19 protein-coding genes are annotated in these 22,044 nt (G+C 73.6%); 11 read left to right on the forward strand and 8 right to left on the reverse strand.

All coding sequences use genetic code 11. From position 1 onward, the window contains the following. Positions 1 to 18: 18 nt before the first annotated feature. Positions 19 to 714, forward strand: coding sequence for an NADPH-dependent FMN reductase (locus BJP40_RS06795; protein ID WP_071279469.1), 696 nt, complete (start codon positions 19 to 21; stop codon positions 712 to 714). A gap of 352 nt (positions 715 to 1,066) precedes the next feature. Here the strand turns inward: BJP40_RS06795 and BJP40_RS06800 are convergent, their stop codons facing one another. The 3 genes from BJP40_RS06800 to BJP40_RS06810 all read right to left on the reverse strand — a co-directional run bounded on the left by BJP40_RS06800 (position 1,067) and on the right by BJP40_RS06810 (position 3,725). After that, the gene (locus tag BJP40_RS06800) at positions 1,067 to 1,474 is read right to left on the reverse strand and encodes a hypothetical protein (RefSeq protein WP_139216270.1); all 408 of its coding nucleotides are present in this window, start codon (positions 1,472 to 1,474) and stop codon (positions 1,067 to 1,069) included. Between the two features lie 158 nt (positions 1,475 to 1,632). Then, on the reverse strand, positions 1,633 to 2,895 hold the full coding sequence (locus BJP40_RS06805; RefSeq protein WP_071279448.1) for a cytochrome P450: 1,263 nt from the start codon (positions 2,893 to 2,895) through the stop codon (positions 1,633 to 1,635). A gap of 356 nt (positions 2,896 to 3,251) precedes the next feature. Further along, positions 3,252 to 3,725, reverse strand: a complete 474-nt coding sequence (locus BJP40_RS06810; protein ID WP_143065898.1) for a hypothetical protein — start codon at positions 3,723 to 3,725, stop codon at positions 3,252 to 3,254. 435 nt (positions 3,726 to 4,160) lie between these two features. Here BJP40_RS06810 and gdhA point away from each other — a divergent pair, with 435 nt between their 5' ends. Next, positions 4,161 to 5,507: an NADP-specific glutamate dehydrogenase gene (gdhA, locus tag BJP40_RS06815; protein ID WP_071279452.1), complete on the forward strand. Its 1,347-nt coding sequence runs from the start codon at positions 4,161 to 4,163 to the stop codon at positions 5,505 to 5,507. A gap of 304 nt (positions 5,508 to 5,811) precedes the next feature. Here the strand turns inward: gdhA and BJP40_RS06820 are convergent, their stop codons facing one another. After that, positions 5,812 to 6,990 carry a serine hydrolase gene (locus BJP40_RS06820; RefSeq protein ID WP_071279454.1) on the reverse strand — a complete coding sequence of 393 codons (1,179 nt, stop codon included), beginning with the start codon at positions 6,988 to 6,990 and terminating at the stop codon, positions 5,812 to 5,814. A 518-nt stretch (positions 6,991 to 7,508) separates the two neighbouring features. Further along, the gene (locus BJP40_RS06825) at positions 7,509 to 8,135 is read right to left on the reverse strand and encodes an ATP-binding protein (RefSeq protein WP_071279455.1); all 627 of its coding nucleotides are present in this window, start codon (positions 8,133 to 8,135) and stop codon (positions 7,509 to 7,511) included. 832 nt (positions 8,136 to 8,967) lie between these two features. On the opposite strand from BJP40_RS06825, the gene BJP40_RS06830 reads away from it, so the two are divergent. The 8 genes from BJP40_RS06830 (at position 8,968) to BJP40_RS06865 (ending at position 17,725) form a co-directional block, all read left to right on the forward strand. Next, positions 8,968 to 9,645, forward strand: a complete 678-nt coding sequence (locus BJP40_RS06830; protein WP_071279471.1) for a flavodoxin family protein — start codon at positions 8,968 to 8,970, stop codon at positions 9,643 to 9,645. 490 nt (positions 9,646 to 10,135) lie between these two features. Next, positions 10,136 to 10,498, forward strand: a complete 363-nt coding sequence (locus tag BJP40_RS06835; RefSeq protein WP_071279457.1) for a hypothetical protein — start codon at positions 10,136 to 10,138, stop codon at positions 10,496 to 10,498. After that, entirely contained in the window at positions 10,495 to 11,154 is a 660-nt protein-coding gene (locus BJP40_RS06840; RefSeq protein ID WP_071279459.1) for a nucleotidyl transferase AbiEii/AbiGii toxin family protein, read from the forward strand. Before BJP40_RS06835 ends, BJP40_RS06840 begins: the two co-directional genes overlap by 4 nt. Before the next feature lie 219 nt (positions 11,155 to 11,373). Beyond that, positions 11,374 to 11,802: an aspartate 1-decarboxylase gene (gene panD, locus BJP40_RS06845; protein ID WP_071263778.1), complete on the forward strand. Its 429-nt coding sequence runs from the start codon at positions 11,374 to 11,376 to the stop codon at positions 11,800 to 11,802. 1,303 nt (positions 11,803 to 13,105) lie between these two features. Next, a complete protein-coding gene (locus tag BJP40_RS06850; RefSeq protein ID WP_071279461.1) occupies positions 13,106 to 14,329 on the forward strand; it encodes a transglycosylase family protein in 1,224 nt (407 codons plus the stop codon). Between the two features lie 522 nt (positions 14,330 to 14,851). Continuing rightward, complete coding sequence (locus BJP40_RS06855; protein WP_071279473.1) at positions 14,852 to 15,499, forward strand: (2Fe-2S)-binding protein; 648 nt, start codon at positions 14,852 to 14,854, stop codon at positions 15,497 to 15,499. 93 nt (positions 15,500 to 15,592) lie between these two features. Continuing rightward, on the forward strand, positions 15,593 to 17,059 hold the full coding sequence (locus BJP40_RS06860; RefSeq protein WP_071279463.1) for an SDR family oxidoreductase: 1,467 nt from the start codon (positions 15,593 to 15,595) through the stop codon (positions 17,057 to 17,059). 480 nt (positions 17,060 to 17,539) lie between these two features. Further along, a complete protein-coding gene (locus tag BJP40_RS06865) occupies positions 17,540 to 17,725 on the forward strand; it encodes a hypothetical protein (protein ID WP_071279465.1) in 186 nt (61 codons plus the stop codon). Between the two features lie 261 nt (positions 17,726 to 17,986). Here BJP40_RS06865 and BJP40_RS06870 read toward each other — a convergent pair whose 3' ends face one another. From BJP40_RS06870 to BJP40_RS06880, 3 genes are read right to left on the reverse strand one after another with little or no spacing between them, the layout of a single operon-like run. Next, a complete protein-coding gene (locus BJP40_RS06870; RefSeq protein WP_071279467.1) occupies positions 17,987 to 19,423 on the reverse strand; it encodes a lipase maturation factor family protein in 1,437 nt (478 codons plus the stop codon). 20 nt (positions 19,424 to 19,443) lie between these two features. Continuing rightward, positions 19,444 to 20,037 (reverse strand): DUF1990 family protein, encoded by a 594-nt coding sequence (locus BJP40_RS06875; protein ID WP_079170978.1) that lies wholly within the window; start codon positions 20,035 to 20,037, stop codon positions 19,444 to 19,446. Continuing rightward, on the reverse strand, positions 20,034 to 20,987 hold the full coding sequence (locus BJP40_RS06880; protein WP_079170979.1) for a YndJ family protein: 954 nt from the start codon (positions 20,985 to 20,987) through the stop codon (positions 20,034 to 20,036). Before BJP40_RS06880 ends, BJP40_RS06875 begins: the two co-directional genes overlap by 4 nt. 218 nt (positions 20,988 to 21,205) lie before the next feature. On the opposite strand from BJP40_RS06880, the gene BJP40_RS06885 reads away from it, so the two are divergent. Continuing rightward, the coding region (locus tag BJP40_RS06885; protein ID WP_371258606.1) for a DUF6777 domain-containing protein at positions 21,206 to 22,044 on the forward strand (839 nt) is incomplete at its 3' end.

Below are 22,044 nucleotides of genomic sequence, written 5' to 3' on the forward strand. Positions count from 1 at the left end.
CAGAAGAGGCGCATCACCATGAGCCACGCCGTGCACGGACCGCTGACGTTCCTCGTGCTGACCGGGTCCCGGCGGGCGGACTCCCTCAACACCCGGCTCGCCCGCCTCGCCCGGAACGCCGTCGACGCGGGCGGCGCCTCCGCGGACCTCGTCTCCGTGAAGGACTTCGCCGTACCGGACTACGACGGCGACCGCGAGCGGAGCGACGGCATCCCGGAAGGCGCCGAGCGCTTCCGCCAGCGCCTGGAGCAGGCGCACGCCCTGGTCATCGCCTCACCCGAGTACAACGCGTCCGTGCCCGGAGTGCTGAAGAACCTCATCGACTGGACGTCCCGCTTCAGGCCGCAGCCGTTCAACGAACTGCAGACCCTCCTCATGTCGGCCTCGCCGTCCATGGTCGGCGGCAACCGCGGGCTGTGGGCCCTGCGCGTCCCGCTCGAGCACCTGGGCTCACGCGTCTACCCCGACATGTTCTCCTTGGCCTCCGCCCACACCGCCCTGGACGGCGAGGGGCAGATCGCCGATCCCACTCTGCGGGCACGCTTCGAGGCCAACGTCCGCAACTTCATGAGCCTCGTCGAAGCGACCACGCACTACCCGTGCGTCAAGCAGGCATGGGTGGAGTACCTCGGCGAACAGCCCGACCCCGCCACCGACCGCACCCAGTCCGCCACCCACCCCGTCACCGCGGACCCGGCGCCCCGACCGGCGTGACCGTGCCCCCGTGCCGATCGGGCGGAGCCCGGTCCGTACCGCCGGGCCCGCCACCGGCTCCGACGGCGCGCGGTGGGCGCCTCCCGCACGCGGTCGCCCAGGCGGACGATCGGCGCCGTACCGGGCGCCCAGGCGGAGGGGCTTCGGCGTGCGAGCCGCCGACCCCGGACGCGGACGGGCGGCGCTGCACACGCGGGCGGGTTTCGCGACACGAGCAGCCGGCCCGGACCCGGACGGGCGGGGTGCTCGGGGCGAGGTCCTCGACGGCCGCCCGAACATGCCTCCGCCCGGACGCGGGGGGACCCGGTCCGGGCGGCGACATATGCACCGGCGTGCGGATCTGGCGGTGAGGTCAGTACCAGACGGTGCAGATCGGGCGGTGGCCGCTGGTGTCACCGCAGGCCCGGACCTTGTGGGGCGAGCCGTCGAACAGCAGGTTCCGCTGCGGCGTCTGCGTCGAACGGGACGACGTCTTCGTGTACTGGCGCGCCTTCCACGTGCGGCCGCCGTCGATGGAGTCGTCCAGCCACACCCGGGCGTTACGCGCGTTCCGGGCGCCCGAGATGATGCCGCGTGCGTAGTCGTGCCCGTCCGGGCAGCGGTAGATGTTGAGGATGACCTGATCACCCTTGGCCGACTTCGTCTTCTGCACCCGGTGCTTGCAGTCCCAGGTGGCGTAGGCGTTGGCCGTGCCCCCGGTCGCCATCACACCACCGGCCGCCAGGGCCAGGGCGACGACGGCGCGTCCCAGCGTCTTCATCTTCTGCATGTGTAAGGAAAACCCCCTATGTCGGTCACGTTCATGATCGCATAGGAGTGGTGGGGGGGTGATCCGGGTGTCCTCGTGCAGCCGTCGCACGGGTGCAGGACAGCAGACGCCCGCGACACGCCGCCCCGGCGTCGCCGTGCCGGGGGAGGTCAGCCGCGCGTGACGAGGACCCGCAGCGGAGCACGGAACGACAGCAGTGACAGCATCGGTGGCGGCGACGTGTCGGCCGACCGGAGCCCCGGCAGCCGGGCGGCTGCCATCCGCAGGACCGTCCCGGCCTCCAACCGCGCCAGTTCCGCCCCCGAACAGCGGTGCGCACCGAGCCCGAACGCCAGGTGCCTGCGGACGTTCCCGCGGTACGGGCAGATCTGCTCGGGATCGTCGAACACGGCCGGGTCGGACCCGGCAGCCGCCAGCATCAGCAGGACCTGCGCGCCCGCGGGCAGGTCCGTGCCGGCCACCGTGACGGGACGCGCGGTGACCCGCCGCCAGGTGGTGATCGGCGGCTCCCTCCGCAGCATCTCCTCCGCCCAGGGGGCGGCGGTCTCCGGCTCACGGGCGAACCGCCGCCACTGGCCGTCCTGTTCGAGAGCGCGCCGGAACATCGTGCTGAGCATCTGGCTCGTGGTCATCTGGCCCGCGATGACGATGAAGTAGAGGACGGCCGCCCGCTGCGCCGCGCTCGGCGGTCGCCCGTCGGGGAGGCGGTGTGCCGCCAGCGCCCCGAGCAGGGTGCCCGGGTCGTCGTCGGGCCCCCGCTGCACGAGCCGGGTGAGCCACGCGTAGAAGTCCGCCGCGTCCCGGGCGAGCTCCTCCTCACGGTCCTCGTCGAGACGCCCCCAGAACAGCTCCAGGGAGGTCGCGCTCCAGCGGGTGAGGGTCTCGATGTCCCCGTCCCCGTCCGCGGCCACGGCCTCCTCCAGGCCCAGCACGCCCAGCATCACGCGGAACGGGACGTCACGGGCCAGCGTGGTGGCCAGGTCGCACACCCCGTCCGCGTCCAGGCGGGCCTCGACGTCGTCCAGGCACTCGGCGGTGATCCGCTCGACCAGTGGGGCCGCGCGGTTCACGGCGTGGACGTTGAGCAACCTCGTCAGGATGCGCCGGTAGCCGGCGTGGCTGTCGCCGCCGTTGTTCGCGAGGGTCCGCGGCAGGGAGAACCTGACCTTGGCGAGGGTGCGCAGCGTCCGCACCGAGAGGGGGCTGACCGCGTCGAGCGCGTTGTCGGGCAGGAAGTTCTCCGTGTCCAGCAGGATCGCCCGCACGTCGTCGTACCGGCTGACCAGCCACAACCCCGTACGGTCGTCGTACATCACGGGAGCGTGCTCGCGGAGCGCCGCCGCCACAGGGAACGGGTCCCGCACATACCCCTGGTCGAACAGGTCCACCCTCTCCAAGGGCATGCTTGCCATGACGCCGAACGCACCTCCGCGGCGACGGTATCAACCCCGCGCCGTGCCGACGCCGGCAGGTGAGGCGCATCCCGTACGACGAAACCTATCGAAACCGGACCAACCGGCCCGCCCGGCTGCGTGGCCGGTCACGAGCGGCGCCGTTCCGAGTGCCGTCGCCCCCGCACACCGCTGGGGGCCGCCGCCGCGCCTCGCACCCCGAGGCCCTGCCCGCCGGCGGGCAGGGCCTCGGGCGGGCGGAGGACGGCGGAAGGACCGCCGCCCTCCGCCCGCCCGCGGTGAACCGCCCCTGCCGGGCAGGGCTGACCGGCGAGCGGGCAGCACCCGAGGACCGCGGGTCTCGCAGGACGGTACGCCTAGCGGTCCGAGCCCCAGCGCCAGAGGAGCTCCCCGCCCTCGGGGACCGCGGCCCAGCGGGCGGCGGCCGCGTCCAGCCGTGGCCCCGTCCTGGCGAGCGCCTCCGCGTCGAGCGGTGCCCGGCCGACACCGCGGCCCTCCGTGGGCAGCCCGCGCCACACCCGGTACGCCCAGTTCACGGAGAGTTCGGCGGCCATCACGGCGTCACCGCCCCGCCGCAGCACCTTCATGCCGGAGCGGCGGTGCCGCCCCGGCGTGAGCATGACGAAGCCCTGAAAGGTGGCGCCGCGCGCCACCGCGCCCCAGAAGCCGTCGTCGATGCCGAGCGCCGTCTCCACGACGGCGTGGACGAGGTCGTGCGGCATGCTCGGGCCGACGGGCTGGGCGGGCAGTCTGACGTCCGGCCCCTTGCGGGCGCGGACCAGGATCTCGTGCTGGTTGTCCGGCAGCTTCCGGAAGGACATCTCCATCAAGGGGCGACGATAGGCGCGGGCACTGCCGCCGCCCACCGCTTTTTGCCCCTACGGCGGGGCACGGGGGACAGCCCGCGGGCGGAGGCGTGCCGGGTGTGTGTCCCGGAGGGCGCCCGGACCACGGTGGAGTGATACGACCACAGGCCGCCGCCGCAGTTCGCCCGCGGTTACGACGCACCCTCCGTGTAGCGCCCCCCATCGTGCAGAGCCCGGTCCGTGCGGCGCCGGCCCGTGGGGCACGCAGGACCGGGCCGGTTCGACGGTGGTTCACCGCGAGCCGTCGCCACGGTGAACGGAGAGGAGACACGAGCCGTTGTCGACAGGAGAGCGGGATCGTGTACCGCCCCGTGTGGGGAAGGCGGTCGTGGAGTGGGCGGCCGCCCAGGCAGGATACGGGCAACGCACCTTCCGATGACAGGGAAGCGAGACACAGCCATGAACGTCGACGCGCACATCGAAGCCGTCTACCAGGAGATCTGCCGGCGCAACCCGGGGGAGGCGGAGTTCCACCAGGCGGCGGTCGAGGTGCTGGAGTCCCTCAAGCCGGCGCTCGACCGGCACCCGGAGTACGCGCAGGCGGGCATCCTGGAGCGGCTGTGCGAGCCCGAGCGGCAGCTGATCTTCCGCGTGCCGTGGGTCGACGACGAGGGGACCGTGCGCGTCAACCGGGGCTTCCGGGTGGAGTTCAACAGCGCCCTCGGTCCGTACAAGGGCGGCCTGCGGTTCCACCCGAGCGTCAACCTCGGCATCGTGAAGTTCCTCGGCTTCGAGCAGATCTTCAAGAACGCCCTGACCGGGATGGCCATCGGCGGGGGCAAGGGCGGCGCCGACTTCGACCCGAAGGGCCGCTCGGACGGCGAGGTGATGCGCTTCTGCCAGTCCTTCATGACGGAGCTGTACCGCCACCTCGGCGAGCACACCGACGTACCCGCCGGGGACATCGGCGTGGGCGCACGCGAGATCGGCTACCTGTTCGGCCAGTACCGGCGGATCACCAACCGCTACGAGTCCGGGGTCCTGACCGGCAAGCCGGTCGGCTGGGGCGGCTCGCACGCCCGCACCGAGGCGACGGGCTACGGCGCGGTGTACTTCGCGCAGGAGATGCTCGCGACGCGTGGTGCGGGCTTCGACGGGCGCCGCGTCGTGGTCTCCGGGTCCGGGAACGTGGCCGTGTACGCGGTGGAGAAGGTCCACGCCCTCGGCGGCCGCGTGGTGGCGTGCAGCGACTCCTCCGGGTACGTGGTCGACGAGGACGGCATCGACCTGGACCTGCTCAAGGACGTCAAGGAGGTGCGCCGGGCCCGCCTCGCCGCCTATGCCGAAGCCAGGCCGGCCGCGCGCTTCTCGGCGCGGGGCACCGTGTACGACGTCCCCTGCGACATCGCGCTGCCGTGCGCCACGCAGAACGAGCTGCGGCGCGAGGACGCGGTGGCCCTGGTCAAGAACGGGGTCGTGGCCGTGGCTGAGGGGGCGAACATGCCGTGCACCCCCGAAGCGGTGGCCGTGTTCCGGGAGGCGGGGGTCCTCTTCGGGCCCGGCAAGGCCGCCAACGCGGGCGGAGTGGCGACCTCGGCGTTGGAGATGCAGCAGAACGCGGCCCGCGACACCTGGTCGTTCGACCACACCGAGTCCCGGCTCGCCACGGTCATGCGGGACGTCCACGCCCAGTGCCGGGCCACCGCCGAGGCGTACGGGGCGGACGCTGACGACTACGTGCTCGGCGCCAACGTGGCGGGCTTCCTGCGGGCGGCGCAGGCGATGACGGCTCAGGGCGTCATCTGACCGACCCCCATGCCGGGCCCCTTCCGCCACCGCCCGCGAGGCGGGCCGGGGAAGGGCCCGGCGGTCCGCGGACCAACGCGTGCCGGGCGGCCGGGCCCCGCACTCGGGCCGGTACGTCCGTGGACGACGCGTGCCGGTGGCCCCCGCAGCCGACTGTCCAGGGGTGCCACGCCTCCTGCGCCGCGCCCCGGGCGCCCGGGGCCCGACGCTGCCGCGCCCCTCCCGCCATCCCGGCCGGGTGCGGCACAGGGGCGCACCGGGCCTCCCTCAGGCAGACCGTCCGAGCGGCGCCGAGCAGTTCGGCTCAGCGGTCCTTCAGGAGGGCGCAGGCGAAGTCCTCCTGGACGGTGCGGAGCCGGGCGAGCAGGGCGGGCTTGAGGCTCTTGCTGATCTGGGTGTTGACGGAGAACGTGAGGGAGCGCCGGCCGTCGGGGGTGGTCGCGGCCAACTGCGTGTAGCCGGGAGTGTTCCCGGTGTGGCCGTAGAGCACGCCGCAGCGCGTGGTGTACTGGAAGATCGCCAGTCCGGCGGCGTTGGTTCCCGGCCCGGCGGGCTCGGAGGAGTCGCCGGGCCGGAAGCTGAGCTGCTCCTCGCGGGTCTCCTCCGACAGCAGGGCCGGGCCGCCGTACCCGCGGATGAAGGCGCCCAGGTCGCGCGGGGTGGAGACGATGCCGCCGGAAGCCCAGGCCCCCGAGGCGCTGATGGCCTCACTGACGTCCTCCGGCGCGTCCGGCGGGGTGACGTCGTAGCCGTGCAGGAACGGGTGCGGCAGGAGGTGGCCTGACGGCAGGCTGGTGCGGCGCAGCCCCAGAGGGCGGTACACGAGCTCCCGCAGGAGTTCCTCGTAGCGGCGGCCGGTCACGGCCTCGGCCATCAGGGCGACGGCGACGTTGTCGGAGTTGGAGTACTCGTAGAGGGTGCCGGGGCGGAACAGCAGCGGCTCGTCCGCCACGAAGTCGAGGAGCCTGCGGGACTCGAAGACGTGGCGGGGGTCGGCCTGCACGATCCTCTGGAACTCGGGAGAGCCGGAGAAGTCCGGCAAGCCGCTGGTGTGCTGTAGCAGCTGGCGCAGGGTCACCGCGTGCCAGGCAGCGGGCTGGTCGGGCAGCCGGGTGCCGATGGTGTCGTCGAGCGAGAGCAGCCCCCGGTCGACCAGCTGAAGGGCGACGGCCCCGCTGAACGCCTTCGCGATGCTGGCGATGCGCATGTGGTCGTCGAGCTGCGGCGGACGGCCGGTGGCGAGATCCCCGGCCCCGGCGGTGTAGACCCGCGTGCGGCCGTCCCGGGTCAGGACGGCGATCGCCCCGGGCGGCCCGTCGTCCTGGGCGACGAGCCGGTCGAGCTGCCGCTGCAGGCGCTGGTCGGCGTCGGAGCCGCCGCCGACGGCCTGAGCGGGAGGGAGGAGCCCGCCGAGCGCGGCGGCGGCCAGGGCGGCGACGGACAGTCCGGCACGGAAGCGGCGTACGGGGGCGCGGGTGGGCACGGATGTCTCCTAGCGTGCGGAAGGCAGCCGGCAGTCGAGGGGGCGGCCGGTGCGCCCTGGCTAACACCCGCCCCGCCGACGCGCGTGCACGGCACGTGTGACAGCGGCCGGTCGGAGGACAGGCGTCTCCCCTGCACCGGGCGTGTCGCCGACGACCCGGGCCGCAGTGGGGGTGGCCGGGCCCCTGCGCGAGGCCACAGGGGTCCGCCGGTGGGAGGCGGACCATGAACCGGTGGGCATTCGGGCAGTCAGGTGCACGGTGCGCAGAGGCACGGGCCGTACGGTCGCCCCTGCCCTGCGGAGCGGCGTGTCCCACGGTGAGGAGGGACTCGCCCGGCCCGACGCGCGGATCACACGGCGGGCAGGAGCCCGTTGCCCGGGGGACTGCCTCCGCCCTGGAGATCGTTACCGGCACGACGGCAGCGGCCGGACTGCCGGAGTCTCCATGACCGTCAGAGGAGCTGCACAGGTCACGGGAAGAGGTTCCTGACGCGATCGCTGCGTGAGAAGTGACCGCTTCACGTGCTTCGACGGTCGTCCACTGCGACGGAGAGGTGTGGCCACGACTGCGTCAGCCGTGCCAGGTCGTCGAACGAGGCGTTGCCGGCGGTACGCAACGGCTCGTCCGGCAGGAAGTGCACGGTGGTCCCGGTCGTGCGGACGCCAGCGAGTGGTCGCAGGCCGGTGGTGGGCACGCCGTGTTCGTACCGCTGTGTCCAGGAGCCGTCGAGACGGCGGTTGGTGTGGATGAGCCACGTGCTGAGTGCAGCGACAACGGACATGCCCCGGCGAAGGTGAGTGTCGGGGAGGCGCGGCGCATCAGGGTTGTCGAAGAACCGGAGGTCCCTCGTGGCCATGACCGGCTTCTTCACGATGTGCCCGAGCTCGTCGAGGCGCGTGTCCGTGCCCCGTCCGTTGTCGGCGACGGCCACCGAGCCGTCCGGGCAGAGGGTGATGTGGCAGCGACCGCCGTGGCCGGCTTCGGCCTCGTCCGCCGCATAGGCGACGACTTCCAGGATCAGCTGCAGGACGCCCCCGGGGGCGAAGACGGCGGCGTTACGGCGGATGTGCTCCAGATGGTCAAGGTCGACGGTGCCGGACCAGTCGTGAGTCGTGTTGAGCCATGAAGCCCTCGGTGCGCCCATCCGAGAAGTATGCGAGACCGTGATCATGAGCGGACAGTGGGCTCCGTTCCTCTCGCGCGTGCGGCCCTCGACGAGTTGGTGGACGAGGCAGCCCCGGGGAGCCAAGCGGCTTCACGTTGCTCCGAGACGCCTTGAGTTCGGACTCGTTGACGGTGGGTGAGAGATCTGGCGGGGAAAGGGAGGGGCGGGCGCGGCGGACTCATCCTCGCAGGCGGCGAGCAGGGCGAGAACGGGTCCGGGAGGGGCGGGCGGCCCTCCCGGGCGCCGGGAACCGACTTCTGTCGCCCGACAATGTTCGATGATCGTGTCGAACGAAACGATCACTTGACAGAACCATGTGGGGCCCTCGAACGTCCCGCCTCGATCTCCTTGACGAGCGACCCGGTCGAACGGCAGAGCTGTCTGCCCGTCGCGGACTGACGCACCCGATGCACGAATCGAGGTGCACGCCATGAGCACGATGCTCGCCGGACGGTTCCACCTGGGTCCCTCACTTCGCCGTCGAGGAGGTCCCGGACCCCGGGGCCCCGGAAAGGTCCTCGTCGAGGTACGCGCCGCCGGCGTGTGCCTCTCGGGGCGTGCAACTGATCGACGGCATGCCGAGTGCGCACAACTACGCAGCGGCCCCGGCGGGTGAACGCCCCCCTCAGCCGTCGCAGCGTGGCAGTTCGGCCGTCGGGGTGATCGTCATCGTCGTCCGGCACCCATACGGCGACGACGACGGGCCCGGCCCGCACGATGGAGGGCGTCGCACCGCTGTGAACGGCACGGCGGCAGGATCCAGGAGCACTCTGTGAACACCCAGCCGCTTTCGTACGACGGTCTGCGGGCGATGTTCATCAACTGCACGCTCAAGCGCTCGCCCGAGGTGAGCAACACCCAGGGGCTGATCGACAAGAGCCGCACCGTGATGGAAGCCAACGGCGTCTCCACCGAAGTCGTTCGAGCCGTCGACCAGGACATCGCGACTGGCGTGTGGCCGGACATGACCGAGCACGGATGGGAGAGCGACGCGTGGCCCGCACTGTACGAGCGGGTCATGGCGGCCGACATCCTGGTGCTGGCCGGGCCGATCTGGCTCGGCGACAACAGCTCGGTGACCAAGCAGGTGATCGAGCGGCTGTACGCGTGTTCGTCGCTGCTCAACGACCGCGGACAGTACGCCTATTACGGTCGGGTCGGCGGGTGTCTCATCACGGGCAACGAGGACGGCGTGAAGCACTGCGCGATGAACGTCCTCTACAGCCTCCAGCACCTCGGCTACACCATCCCGCCGCAGGCGGACGCGGGCTGGATCGGGGAAGCCGGGCCCGGGCCCTCGTATCTCGACCCCGGGTCCGGCGGGCCGGAGAACGACTTCACCAACCGCAACACCGCCTTCATGACCTGGAACCTGATGCACCTCGGCGCCATGCTCAAGCGCGCCGGGGGCATCCCCGCGCACGGCAACCAGCGCTCGGAATGGGACGCCGGGTGCCGCTACGACTTCCCGAACCCCGAGCACCGGTAGGGCACAGTGCCCCGACGACCGTGCCGATCATGCTGGTGAGCGGAATCTGGTGCTCCGGTACAGTCGCCACGGTTCGGCGGCGGGAGCCCCCAGCACGTTGCGGACGACGGCGAGGGCCTCTTCGCCCCCCGGACGGTGCTGTCCCGCTGTCGTGTTCAGAGGGATGCCAGGTTCCATCGCACCGGCGCCGCCTCGGCTTCGGCAACGCCGTCGTTTCCGGCACCGAGACCGAAGCCGCAGCCGACTGCACCGCGGCGGCCCTCCGCGACCCGCTGCCTCATGACCACCGGGACCCGCGAGCGGGGCTGGTCCCGGCTCTGCAGGGCAGTCGGTTGCCGCGCCACCGGGGGGCTACGCGGGTAGGCGATGATGCGCTGAGCGCCCACGGGGTGAGACGCCCGAGGCAAGAGCGGACGGCTGCCCGACGCACGTACGGCAGCGGACTCCCGTAACCGCGATGCCGCCGCCTCCCAGCAGCGATACTGGATGCATGGACACGACGACCACCGCGCCCCGCGCCGAGGTGCTGCGGGACCGCTACCGCAGCCGCCTGCCCGAGCGCTTGCAGGAGCTGGCCGGCCCCATCGAGGGCGACGTGGACCTGCCGCTCCACATCGTCTGGTCCGGGCGGACGAGCTTCAGCCTGGACCGTCCGAAGTCCCGCATGACGCTCTACCGGACCGTCCTCGCCGAAGGGCTGAGTGAGGACCTGGTGGCTCTCCTGCACCACCGGCTGCTCACCGAGCAGTGGCCCGTGCTGCGGCGCTTGATCAGTCCCTACATCCGCGAGGTCTGGGAGGACGCCTTCCCCGAGCTGCGCCGCACCGCCCCCACCGACACGACCGGCGCGTGAAGCTCACTCCGCTCCACGAGCGTCTCCTCTCCGACATCCTCGATCTCGGCTCCCCCTACCCTCTGGTCCTCACCGGCGGATACGCCGTGCAGGCCCACGGCCTGGTCGAACGCTTCAGCCGTGACCTCGACGTCGCCACTGAGAACCCTGCTCCGATGCAGGAGATCGTCGCCTCACTCACAGCCGGCCTCAGCGCGCGCGGATGGCGGACCACTCACGTCCAGACCGATCCGCTCAGCGGACGGTTTCTCGTCACCGATCCGGACACCGGCGAGGAGTGCGAGGTCGACGTTCTCAAGGAGGCGTTCTGGGCCCCGCCCGCCCAGACCCCCTACGGCCCTGTTCTTTCCCTCGACGACGTGATCGGCACCAAGGTCCGTGCCCTCGCCGACCGCGGCACCGTCCGCGACCTCATCGACGTCCAGGCCGCCTCCCGCCACCGCTCCACCGCCGACCTCGAATCCCTGGGCCGCCGTCGCGCCCACGACGAGTTCAGCCTCGAGGACCTCAGGGACCGGCTCATCGGCGCGGACTGGTACGAGGATGAGGACTACACCGCGTACGGGCTCACCTCCCGGCAGATCGAAGAACTCAAGGCGTGGGCGCTGGAGTGGGCAGAGGATCTGGGTGCACGGATCCACGACGAGAACGCCTGAGAGGCGTTCATCGCGCAGGAACTGCGTCAAGGTGCGGAGGAGGCAGGCGCGCGTTCAGTGGAACAGGTGCCGGTGCGGCGCGAAAGCCCAGGCGTGAAGCCGACTCGCCCGAGCGGAGCGATGTTCCTCACAATCCTCGACCGGCGTGTCCCGGTGTACAGTCGAGAGCGCCCTTGACCTGCAGAAAGCTGGCAGGGAGCCGTCTTAGAGGAGTCCCCAGTGCTGCGCACCATGTTCAAGTCCAAGATCCATCGGGCGACCGTGACCCAGGCGGACCTGCACTACGTCGGGTCCGTCACGATCGACGCCGACCTCATGGACGCCGCCGACCTGCTAGCGGGTGAGCTGGTGCACATCGTGGACATCACCAACGGGGCGCGCCTGGAGACCTACGTCATCGAGGGCGAGCGGGGGTCCGGGGTCATCGGGATCAACGGCGCCGCCGCCCACCTCGTGCACCCCGGTGACCTCGTCATCCTGATCAGTTACGCCCAGGTCGACGACGCCGAGGCGCGGACGCTCGTACCGCGGGTCGTGCACGTCGACGAGGAGAACCGGATCGTGGAGCTCGGCTCCGACGCGTCAGCGCCCGTTCCCGGCACGGACACCGCACGCAGCCCGCACGCCGTTCCCGCGGCCCGGGGCTGAGGCGAAGCTCCGACTGCCGGCAGGGGGCGCCGCCGCTCCCTGGACAAGGAGGCGCCGCTGCTGCCTGTCCCCGCCCGCCGGCCGCGCGGCCGGGGCAGGGCCCCTCGGCACCGGACCCCGCTGGGCCGGACGGTCGTGGCCGGAGGGCGCGGCGGCGGGCGGGCGAGTGGATCGGTGCTCCTGGGCAGCCCTGCCCCGGCAAGGCGCCCTCAGTGCCGCGCGTGCGGAAACCGCACCCCTGCCGGTCGGCCGGGCCCGGAGCGTGCCGCGGCGCCGGGCAGCCCGGCGTGCCCGGCCCGCCGCGGGCAGGGGCCGTGGGGCGCCCTGCCAGGAGTCCGGGGTCAGCGCGGGAAGACGTGTGTGCGGCCTGGGCCTTCGGTCGCGGACGGGCCCGTGCCCGGAGTACCTGGCCGTGATGTACGGCAGGGGAGAGATCGGCACCGGTCCTGGGCCAGGCTGGGGGAGACACGTACGCGGCCTGGGCCTTCGGTCGCGGACGGGCCCGTGCCCGGAGTACCTGGCCGTGACGTACGGCAGGGGAGGTCTCGGCGCCTGCGCGGGCCGTGGCCGCCGGGGGCCCGGCGGGCATGGGTTCGGCGTGTGGGGGAACACGCGGCGGAGGACGCGCGACGCGTCACCGTGGCCACATCCCGAGGGGGACGTCATGACCGAGCCCCATCCCGACCCCGTGCCGCCCATGCCCGATCCGGCCCCCGTGCCGCCGCCCCCGCCGGGCCCCGGGCCGGGACCCGGACCCGTGCCCGAGCCGCCGCGCCCCGGCCCCGAGCCGGTGCCGCCACCGGACCCGGTGCCCAAACCGCCCGGGCCCGACCCCGTGCCGGAGCCCGAGCCCGCTCCCGGACCCCTCAGCCGCGGCTGAGCCGCTGCCCGGGCTGTGCGCATGAGCTGCCCCCTCAGCCGGGGCTGAGCTTGCTGAGACTGCGCCTGGCCCCCTCAACGGCTGACCCTCTGCCCGGCTCCTGAGCCGCCCCCTCAATCAGGGCAGAGCCCCTGCCCCAAGCTGAGCCCCCCCGCCCGCGGTGCGCCCCGGGGCGCACCGCGGGCGGGCGCGGATCCGGGGGGTGCCCCCGGTCCGGCCGTCGCCGCGGCCGCGCGCCGGGTGGGCGGTCCGTGAGAGCCTCTGCGTCCCGACGGGCGCCGTGCCGCACGGGCCGTCAGGTTCGCGTGCAGAAAGACCACTTGAGGGAGGCTCGCGCCCCCTGTGCCCACTGCGCCCCCTTGTCACGGGCAGCCGGCCGCCCATAGCTTGGCGGCCGCTGACGTGCATAGGGGGGAACCACCCATGGCAGTACGGGGACGACACCGCCGCCAACAGCCGAGCCGCCTGCTCGGCCGTCTCAACCGGGCATCGCTGACGGTCACCGTCGGCGGCGCGGGCATCGCGCTGCCCCTCATCGGTGCGGGCACCGCCCAGGCGGCGTCCGTCGACGTGTGGGAGAAGGTGGCTGCCTGCGAGTCCACCAACCGGTGGAAGATCAACTCCGGGAACGGGTACTACGGCGGACTGCAGTTCAGCCAGTCCACGTGGGAGGCGTACGGAGGTACCCGCTACGCGCCCCGCGCCGACCTGGCGACCAAGGACCAGCAGATCGCGATCGCCGAGAAGGTGCTCAAGGGCCAGGGCCCCCGTGCCTGGCCGACCTGCTCGACGCGTGCCGGGCTCACCCGCGGCGGCGAGTCTCCCGAGATCGCGCCGGGCCGGAAGACCGAACCCGTCCGCGCGAAGGGCACCTCGCCCACCCATGTGCCCAACCAGCGCCGCGAGAGCTACACCGTGGCCCGCGGCGACTCCCTGTCGGGGATCGCACAGGCCGAACGCGTCCCGGGCGGCTGGCAGCGGCTCTACGAGCAGAACCGCGGCGTCATCGGCGACGACCCCGACCTCATCCTCCCCGGCCAGAAGCTCACGATCAGCGCCAAGGGCCGGGCTGCCGCCCCGAAGGCGCCGGCCGCGCCCCGGCCCCGGAGCGACGGCGGCAAGGCCAAGGGCAGCCCCCAGGGGAAGGTCCAGGAGAAGGCCAAGCCCAAGGAGAAGCCCGCAGGGGCGGCCAAGGCGCGCCCGGCGACCCCGCGCACCGCACCTGTCGCGGCGTCCCGCGCGAGCACGGTGGCCGCGCCCGTCTCGGCCTCGCCGGGCGCCGCCTACGGCACCCGGGGCTCCGCCTGGTCCGCCGGCTACCACACCGGTGTCGACTTCCCCGTGCCGACGGGCACCTCCGTGAAGGCCGTGGCCTCCGGGCGCGTGGTCTCCGCCGGGTGGGCCGGAGCGTACGGCTACCAGATCGTCATCCGGCACGACGACGGCAAGTACAGCCAGTACGCGCACCTGTCCGCGCTCACCGTCCGCGAGGGCCAGACGGTCTCCGCGGGCCAGCGCATCGCCCGCTCCGGCTCCACCGGCAACAGCACCGGGCCGCACCTGCACTTCGAGATCCGCACGGGCCCCGGCTACGGCTCCGACATCGACCCCGTCGCCTACCTGAGGGCCCGAGGCGTCTCCCTCTGACGGGGCCGTCCCCGCGCGGCACCGCTCCCTGAGGGGCGCCGTTCTTCGAGGACGCCATCTCTGCGGGTCTCCGGCGGAGGCATGTGAGGGCGTCGCCCCTCTGCGCCCCCTCCACGGCCGCGCCCCGTTACCGTGGTTCCGGTCTTCGGGCGGTCGGACGGACGAACGCGGGGCGGGACGGGGAGGAACGGCGTGGTGGCAGGGGACGGGGCAGAGCGGGGGAGCGGCGGGCTCGGCCACGCCGGCCTGGAGACCCTGGGCGGTGTGGGCGGCTTCTTCGCGCTGCGCCTCGCCCCCGCGCCCCCCGTCCCGCCGGAGACGGCTCCCGGGCCCGCTCGCCGGGTGGCGGGCACGTCCGCCGCGCAGCCCACGCAGCCCACGGAGGCCCCGGACGGCACCGAGCGGGCCGGGTCGGTGGCCGAACGGCCCACGGCGACCGCCGGACGCCTCCCCCGCCCCGGGCCGGCGGCGCCCGCTCGCCCCGCGCCGTCGGAGGGGCCCGGCGCCGTTCAGCCGGCCGCCGTGAGCGTGGCCGGGACGTACGTGCCCCTCGCCCGCGTGTACGCCGGCGACCACGCACCCCTGGAGGCCAGGGTCAGCCGGGTCGCCGAGCGCTTGCGGGCACCCGAGTACCGCGTCGCCGCCTCCGTCGCCCAGCTGGGGCTCGCCGCCCGCCTCTGGTCGGTCACGCTCGGCTCCGCGGCCCTGTACGGCGTCGTCCCGGACCTCCGCCCGGACCTGCTCCACTGGGACCCCGCGCGCACCACCCCCGACGACCTGTGGTGGTCCGGCGACCGCACCCGGCCCGCTACGCCCGAGCACCTGCGCGACATCGTCCAGCACGGGCACCTCGCCCCGCTGGCCGACGCCCTGCGCGCGGGCGGCGCGGTCTCCCCGCGGCTGCTGTGGGGCAACGCGGGCTCCGCCCTCGGCGGCGCCGTCCGCGAGCTGACCCGCTGGGCGCACCGCCACGGCCGCCCCGAGGCCGCCCGGCGGGCCGTCGCGCTCGCGGCCGCTCTGCTCGACGACCCGGACCTGGCCGGCACGCTGCAGGGGCCGGCGCTGCGCCGCCGCAGCTGCTGCCTGTACTACCGCTGCCCCGGCGGCGGGCTGTGCGGCGACTGCGTCTTCGACCGCCCACCCGGCTCGTCCGCCGCGAGCCGGCGGTGAGCGAGGGGCCCGGGTTTGGCGGGTGGGCCGTCCGCTCCGTAAAGTTCCGCTTTTGAGAACAGGCGGACGAGTGATCGAGGAACGGCAGCGGCGATGACGGTGACAGAAGAGAACCAGGCGTACGGGCCGGGCATCGACCCCGAGCGTCTGGCCGTCTGCCTGGACGTGCTGAAGGAGCTCGACGAACTCGACGTCGACCACCCCGACGCGATCAAGGTGCGGCGCGCCACCTCGCACATCTACCGCACGGTCAAGCAGCGCCGGCGTCAGGAGCGCCGGGCCGCCAAGACGGCGCACGACCGGGCCGTGACCGAGGCCACCGCCACCGGCTCCGCCGAGCGGATCGACGACGAGACGCAGGGCCTGCTGCCCAGCTCGTCCACCGCCGGGGAGATCGCCGGCATACTCCAGCGCCCCCGCTCCTGCTACATCTGCAAGAGCCGGTACGTCCAGGTCGACGCGTTCTACCACCAGCTGTGCCCGACGTGCGCGGTGGAGAACCGGGCGCGGCGCGACGCGCGCACCGACCTCACCGGCCGCCGGGCGCTGCTCACCGGCGGCCGCGCCAAGATCGGGATGTACATCGCGCTGCGGCTGCTGCGCGACGGCGCGCACACGACGGTCACCACCCGCTTCCCCAACGACGCCATCCGCCGCTTCAAGGCCCAGCCGGACAGCGACGAGTGGATCCACCGGCTCAAGATCGTGGGCATCGACCTGCGCGACCCGGCGCAGGTCGTGGCACTCGCCGACTCGGTGGCGGCCGCGGGCCCGCTGGACATCCTGATCAACAACGCGGCGCAGACCGTGCGCCGTTCCCCGGGGGCGTACAGCGAGCTGGTGGCCGCGGAGGCCGCGCCGCTGCCCGCAGGCGAGCTGCCGTCCGCCGAGGTGATCGGCACCTTCGGCAGCGGTGCCGTGGAGGCCGTGGCCGCCCTGCCCTCCGCACGCTCCGGGGACGCGCTCACCGCGCAGGACGTCACCGACCTGGCGCTGGTCAGCGGCTCCGCCACGCCGGCCCGTATCGCCGCGGGCACCGCCATCGACGCGGGCGGCCTGGTGCCGGACCTGGCGCCCACCAACAGCTGGATCCAGACGGTCGACGAGGTCGACCCGGTGGAGCTGCTGGAGGTCCAATTGTGCAACTCCACCGCGCCGTTCATCCTGATCAGCCGGCTCCGCCCGGCGATGGCGGCGTCCCCGGCGCGGCGCAAGTACATCGTCAACGTCTCCGCGATGGAAGGCGTCTTCGACCGCGGCTACAAGGGCGCCGGCCACCCGCACACGAACATGGCGAAGGCCGCGCTCAACATGCTGACCCGGACCAGCGCGGAGGAGATGTTCGAGAAGGACGGCATCCTGATGACGGCCGTGGACACCGGCTGGATCACCGACGAGCGGCCCCACCCGGACAAGATGCGGCTGGCAGAGGCCGGCTTCCACGCCCCGCTGGACCTCGTGGACGGCGCGGCCCGCGTATACGACCCGGTCGTGCGCGGCGAGGCGGGCGAGGACCTGTACGGCTGCTTCCTGAAGGACTACGCCCCCGGCAGGTGGTGACCACCGGAAGGCCGTGACGCCCTGCCCACGGGAGGGGCCGCAGGTGCGGCGCCCCCGGCGGGCAGCGGGCCCCGGCTCGGAGGTGTTCCCGCAGGCCGTGATGTCCCCGGGTCTCCATCCGGGGACATCACGGCCTGCGGCGCACCGCTCGTCCCGCTCTGCCCGCCCTGACCCCTGCGGGTCCTCTCCGCCTCGGCCTCTCGGACCCGTCCGGCCTCGGACGGCACGTGGTGCCGTCCAGGGGGGCACTCCGGGCCACTGTGGCCGGAAACCGACGATGTGATGCGTTACATCGAGCGGGGGCGCGCTCATTTGGTTACTCTGATGCGAACGGTCGGCCGACAGGGAGCCACGAAACACCCTCGGGCCGACCGCGGGACCGGCCTGCCACCAAGGCCGCGGTCCTGCCCGGTGACCGGCGCCACCGCGACCGACGGCAGACACGTATCCCACAGGTTCGCGACACGACAGGAGTGCGCGGTGACAACAGAATCGACCACGCGGGAACCGGGCGTCAGCCCGGCACAGCTCGCAGAGCGGTCCACCCGGTCCACCCGATCGGACGAGTTCGGCAGCCTGGAGGTCTGGGCGCGTTCGGCCCCGATCCGACTGGCCGGCTACGAGGACGACCTCGCCGAGCCGCACATCCTGCCCGGCATCGACTGAGCCGTACGCGGACGGCCGCGCCCCGCGGTCGCGGGAGCGCCCGCCGCGGACGCGTAGGAAACGAGCAGTGGTCCCGTACCCCCGCCGCGACGGCGGGGGTACGGGCCTTTTCGCCCGGTGACGACACGGGAGCAGCACCCCGGGCGGGCCGCGACAGCGGAGCGGCGGGCAGGCCGAACGTCATCGGCATCCGCTCGGCCCGCCTCACTGCCGCCGCAACTTAGCGGAGCCCCCCGGTCACCACCAGCTCTCCCCAAAGCTTCACTCGTTGCGCGGGGCGGTGGTGTCGAGCCGCGTCGGAGGGAGGAACTCCCTTACGAGGGTGCGGTGCCACCAGGCGCCGGTCCCGCGCAGCTCCCTCCACGTGGTGAAGCGGTAGCGGTACAGCCGGGCCCGTACCAGCTGCGGCGGCTTGCCGGGGAACGGGTTGTGGCGCAGCAGCCGCACCGTGTCCCCGTCGTTCTCCAGGAGCCGTTCCACCAGTGGCCCGAACCACTCCGCCGCGTAGGCCGGGGAGAGCCCCGCGAACCACATCATCCAGTCGAGCCGCAGGTGGTACGGCGCGAACTGGCGCGGCAGCCGGGTCACCCCGCCCGGCTTCCCCCGGAAGCCGTACTCCCGCCAGACCGCGCCGGGGCGGGCGGCAGGCTCGTCGGTGCCCTCGATGACCACCTCGTGGCGCACCCGGCCGACGGTGCCGAACGCGCCGTACGTGTTCACGAGGTGCAGCGGGTCGAAGGAGCGGTTCATCGCCTGGCGGCGGGAGAGGAGGTTGCGTGCCGGGCGCACGCTCAGCACCAGCACCAGGGCGGTGACGGCGGCCACGAGGACCGCGTACCACAGCGGTGGGTCGGGGAGCGCGGGCGCGTCCGCGACCAGGGTGCCGTCCACCGCCGACAGGGCCAGCACGATCGTCAGCCAGTTCAGCCAGGCGAAGTTCCCGGACACCACCAGCCACAGCTGTGTCACCGCGATGAGGCAGGCCGCGACCGTGGCCACCGGCTGCGGGGCGAACAGCAGCACGGGCACGACCAGCTGGGTCACGTGGTTCGCGGCCGCCTCCACCCGGTGCGCGGAGCGCGGCAGGTGGTGGAAGAACCAGCTGAGCGGACCGGGCATCGGTTGGGTCTCGTGGTGGTAGTACAGGCACGACAGGTCACGCCAGCACGGATCGCCGCGCAGCTTGATCAGTCCGGCGCCGAACTCCACCCGGAACAGCAGCCACCGCAGCAGCCACATCAGCAGCACCGGAGGCGCGGTCTCGGCGTTGCCCAGGAACACCGCCAGGAACCCGGCCTCCAGCAGCAGCGACTCCCAGCCGAAGGCGTACCAGGTCTGGCCGACGTTCACGATCGACAGGTACAGCCCCCACAGCACCGCCCACATCAGTATCGCCGCGCCGAGCGGAACCGCGTCGCCGGCCCCGGCGGCGAGGGCCACGGCCAGTGCGGCGCCGCCCCAGGCGCAGAGCGCGAAGAACCGGTCGGAGTAGTGCAGGCGGAAGAGGCTGGGTGAGCGCCGCCACGGCACCCGGCGCACGTAGGCCGGCACCGGCAGCATCCCGCGCTCCCCGATCAGCGCCCGGAACTGCAGGGCCGCGCACAGGAAGGCCACGGCGTACAGGCCGGCCAGGCCACGCTGGAAGACCAGCCGTCCCAGCCAGTAGTCGGATGACGCGAACCAGCCGAATCCGTCCATCACCCCCAGTATCGGGCGGGTTACCGGTTCTTTGCGAGCCGTCGCACGGCGCACCCGAGGCGGCGGGCGTACCAGCGCTGGAGGGCGGGGACGACGGGACCGGCCGCCCGGGTGTACCAGCGGGCGGGGCGGCTGAACGCCGTCACGGTGAACCACACGGAACCGTCCGGGTCGAGCGTGACGACGAACGACTCCTCGCCACTCTCCGGGTGGCCCTCCAGCGTGCCGTAGGCGAAGCCGGTGCGGGTCCCGCCGTACGCCGCCCACACCACCTCGCAGGGAACGGCGTACTCCAGCCGTCCGACGCCCACGGCGACCCGCAGACGCGCGCCGGGGGCCGCCCGTTCGGCCTCCGCGTGCACGCGGGCGCCTGACTCCCGGTGCATCCGCCACGTCGTCACGGCCGCACCGGCCGCGTCGAAGACGTCACGCCCGCGGCCGACGAACGTGCGGTGCCGCAGGTGGGCGTAACCGGAGGGGAGGCCCTCGGAGGGTGCGGTCGCGCCCACCTCGGGATACGAGAAGGCGGGTGGCCGCCGGGTGTCGGGCGGGCGGGGCGGCGGGCACGCGCGGCCCGCCCCTGCCGGGCCGGCCGGGCGGGTCGGACTGGTCATACGAGGGTCTCCTCACCGGTCGCAGAGAGGTGGGCGGACGGCTCCTGGGGGTGGTCCGAGGCGGGACGCGCCGGGGCGGAGCCGGTGGACGGGACGGTGCGGGCGGGCGACCGCAGGCGGCGCCAGGCCAGGAGTGAGCAGAGGGCGAAACCGAGGGCGTTCGCGAGGCCGTGCGTGGCGGCCATCCACCCCAGTGACGGGTGGGGGAGCCCCGTGGCCTCCCCGAGCGCCCAGCTCAGGGCCAGCAGCATGGTGGCCACCAGGACCCCCGCCGAGACGCCGAGCAGGGCGCCGGTCACCCGGTCCCCCGCTCGGGCCCGCACGTCCCGCCAGGTCAGCAGGCCCACCGCCCACATCCCGGCGGTCAGTACGGCGGCGCCGGCCAACTCGACCCAGTCGTCGAGGAAGTAGCCGACGAGCACCAGGAACGTGCCGGCCGGCACGCTCAGCGCGGCGAAGCCGCTCAAGCGCGGGTGCCCGCCGCCGACCGTGTGCGCGACGAGCCCGGCGACCAGGGCGGCGGCGAATCCGGCGAAGTGGAAGTGCGGCACGGTCAGGTCCAGGATCTCCAGGTCGAAGCCGAAGAGCCGGTACCCCCAGCGCTCCGCCACCAGGGCGGTCGCGGCCACCGAAGGACTTGCCAGCGCGGTCAGCAGCGCGACCTCCGCGGGCGCCAGGGAGCGGGTGCGGGCCCATCGCCGCGCCCCCGCCAGGGCCAGCAGCAGGGTGCCCAGCGCGTACACCGCCGCCGGCGCCGCCGCGAGGGCGCCGCGCGGCAGCCACAGGGAGACCGCGCCCGGGACGGCGAACAGCGGCCACAGCCGACGCAGGGCCGCCGTGCCCGGAACGGCTCCCCGGGCGGAGCCCGCGGCGCTGTCCACCAGACCGAGGCCCCACGGGACGATCAGCAGCATCCCCAGCGTCACGACCAGGTCCACGAGCACGGTCATGGATCATCCCTCCCCGTCGCGCTCCGACCGGCGGCACCGGTGCTTGAGCGCGTTCAGTTCTCTGCGCGTGAGCGTACCCGGGGAAGTTGAACATGTTCAAGACGGCGGCGGGTGCGCTGGGGGCCTCCGACGGGCCGTGCCGGGTTGCGGCGATCTCGGCCGTCCTGCAGATATGGAGGGACATGTCCTTCCATGCCTCGGAAAGGCGGAGATCTGACGTGCGCCCACCCACACGCCGCCGCTCGCCGCAGACCGGCCACCGCCCCGGCGCGTACGTCGCGATGGCGGCCGCCGCCGGACTGCTCGCCGCGGGCTGCGCGGGGGGCGGCAGCGACGCGCCCGCCTCCCGCCGCACCCCGGCGCCCCCCGCGGCCCTCCTCCAGTCGTCCGCGGAACCGGGCCCCCACCCCTTCACCGCCTCCACCGTCCTCACCTCCGACTCCTCCGCGCGCCACCGCCCGTCGCCCCGGGCCGCGGCAGGCGCGGCGGCCGCCGCCGGCGCGCCGCTCCGCACCGTCGACGGTGCCACCCCCGGCCTGTACGGAGGGACCCAGTCGCTCGCGAGCTGCGACGTCGAGCAGCAGGTGCGCTTCCTCACCGCCGACACGGCCAAGGCGGAGGCCTTCGCCCGGGCCGCGGGCGTGAGCCGGACGGGGCTCGCCCAGTGGCTGCGCGGCCTCACCCCCGTGATGCTGCGCGCCGACACGCACGTGGCCGGGCACGGCTACCGGGAGGGTGACGCCGTTCCCTACCAGGCGGTGCTGCAGGCGGGCACCGCCGTCCTCGTCGACGCCTACGGCTCCCCCCGCGTCCGCTGCACGGACGGCAACCCGCTGCGCACCCCCGCCGAGGGCCGCCTCCCCGCCACGCAGCGCGGCCGCGCGTGGGACGGTTACCGGCCCGAGCGGGTCATCGCCGTCCACCCCACCGTGCGCACCCTGGAGAGCCTCATCCTCGTCAACGTCGTCACCGACACCTGGCTGGAGCGCAAGGTCGGCACCGGCGGCGAGCAGGCCCGCAAGCCGGCGGTGCCCCCCGCGTACGACCCGGAGGAGCG

The organism is Streptomyces sp. CC53 (assembly GCF_001865245.1).
Classification (GTDB): Bacteria; Actinomycetota; Actinomycetes; order Streptomycetales; family Streptomycetaceae; genus Streptomyces.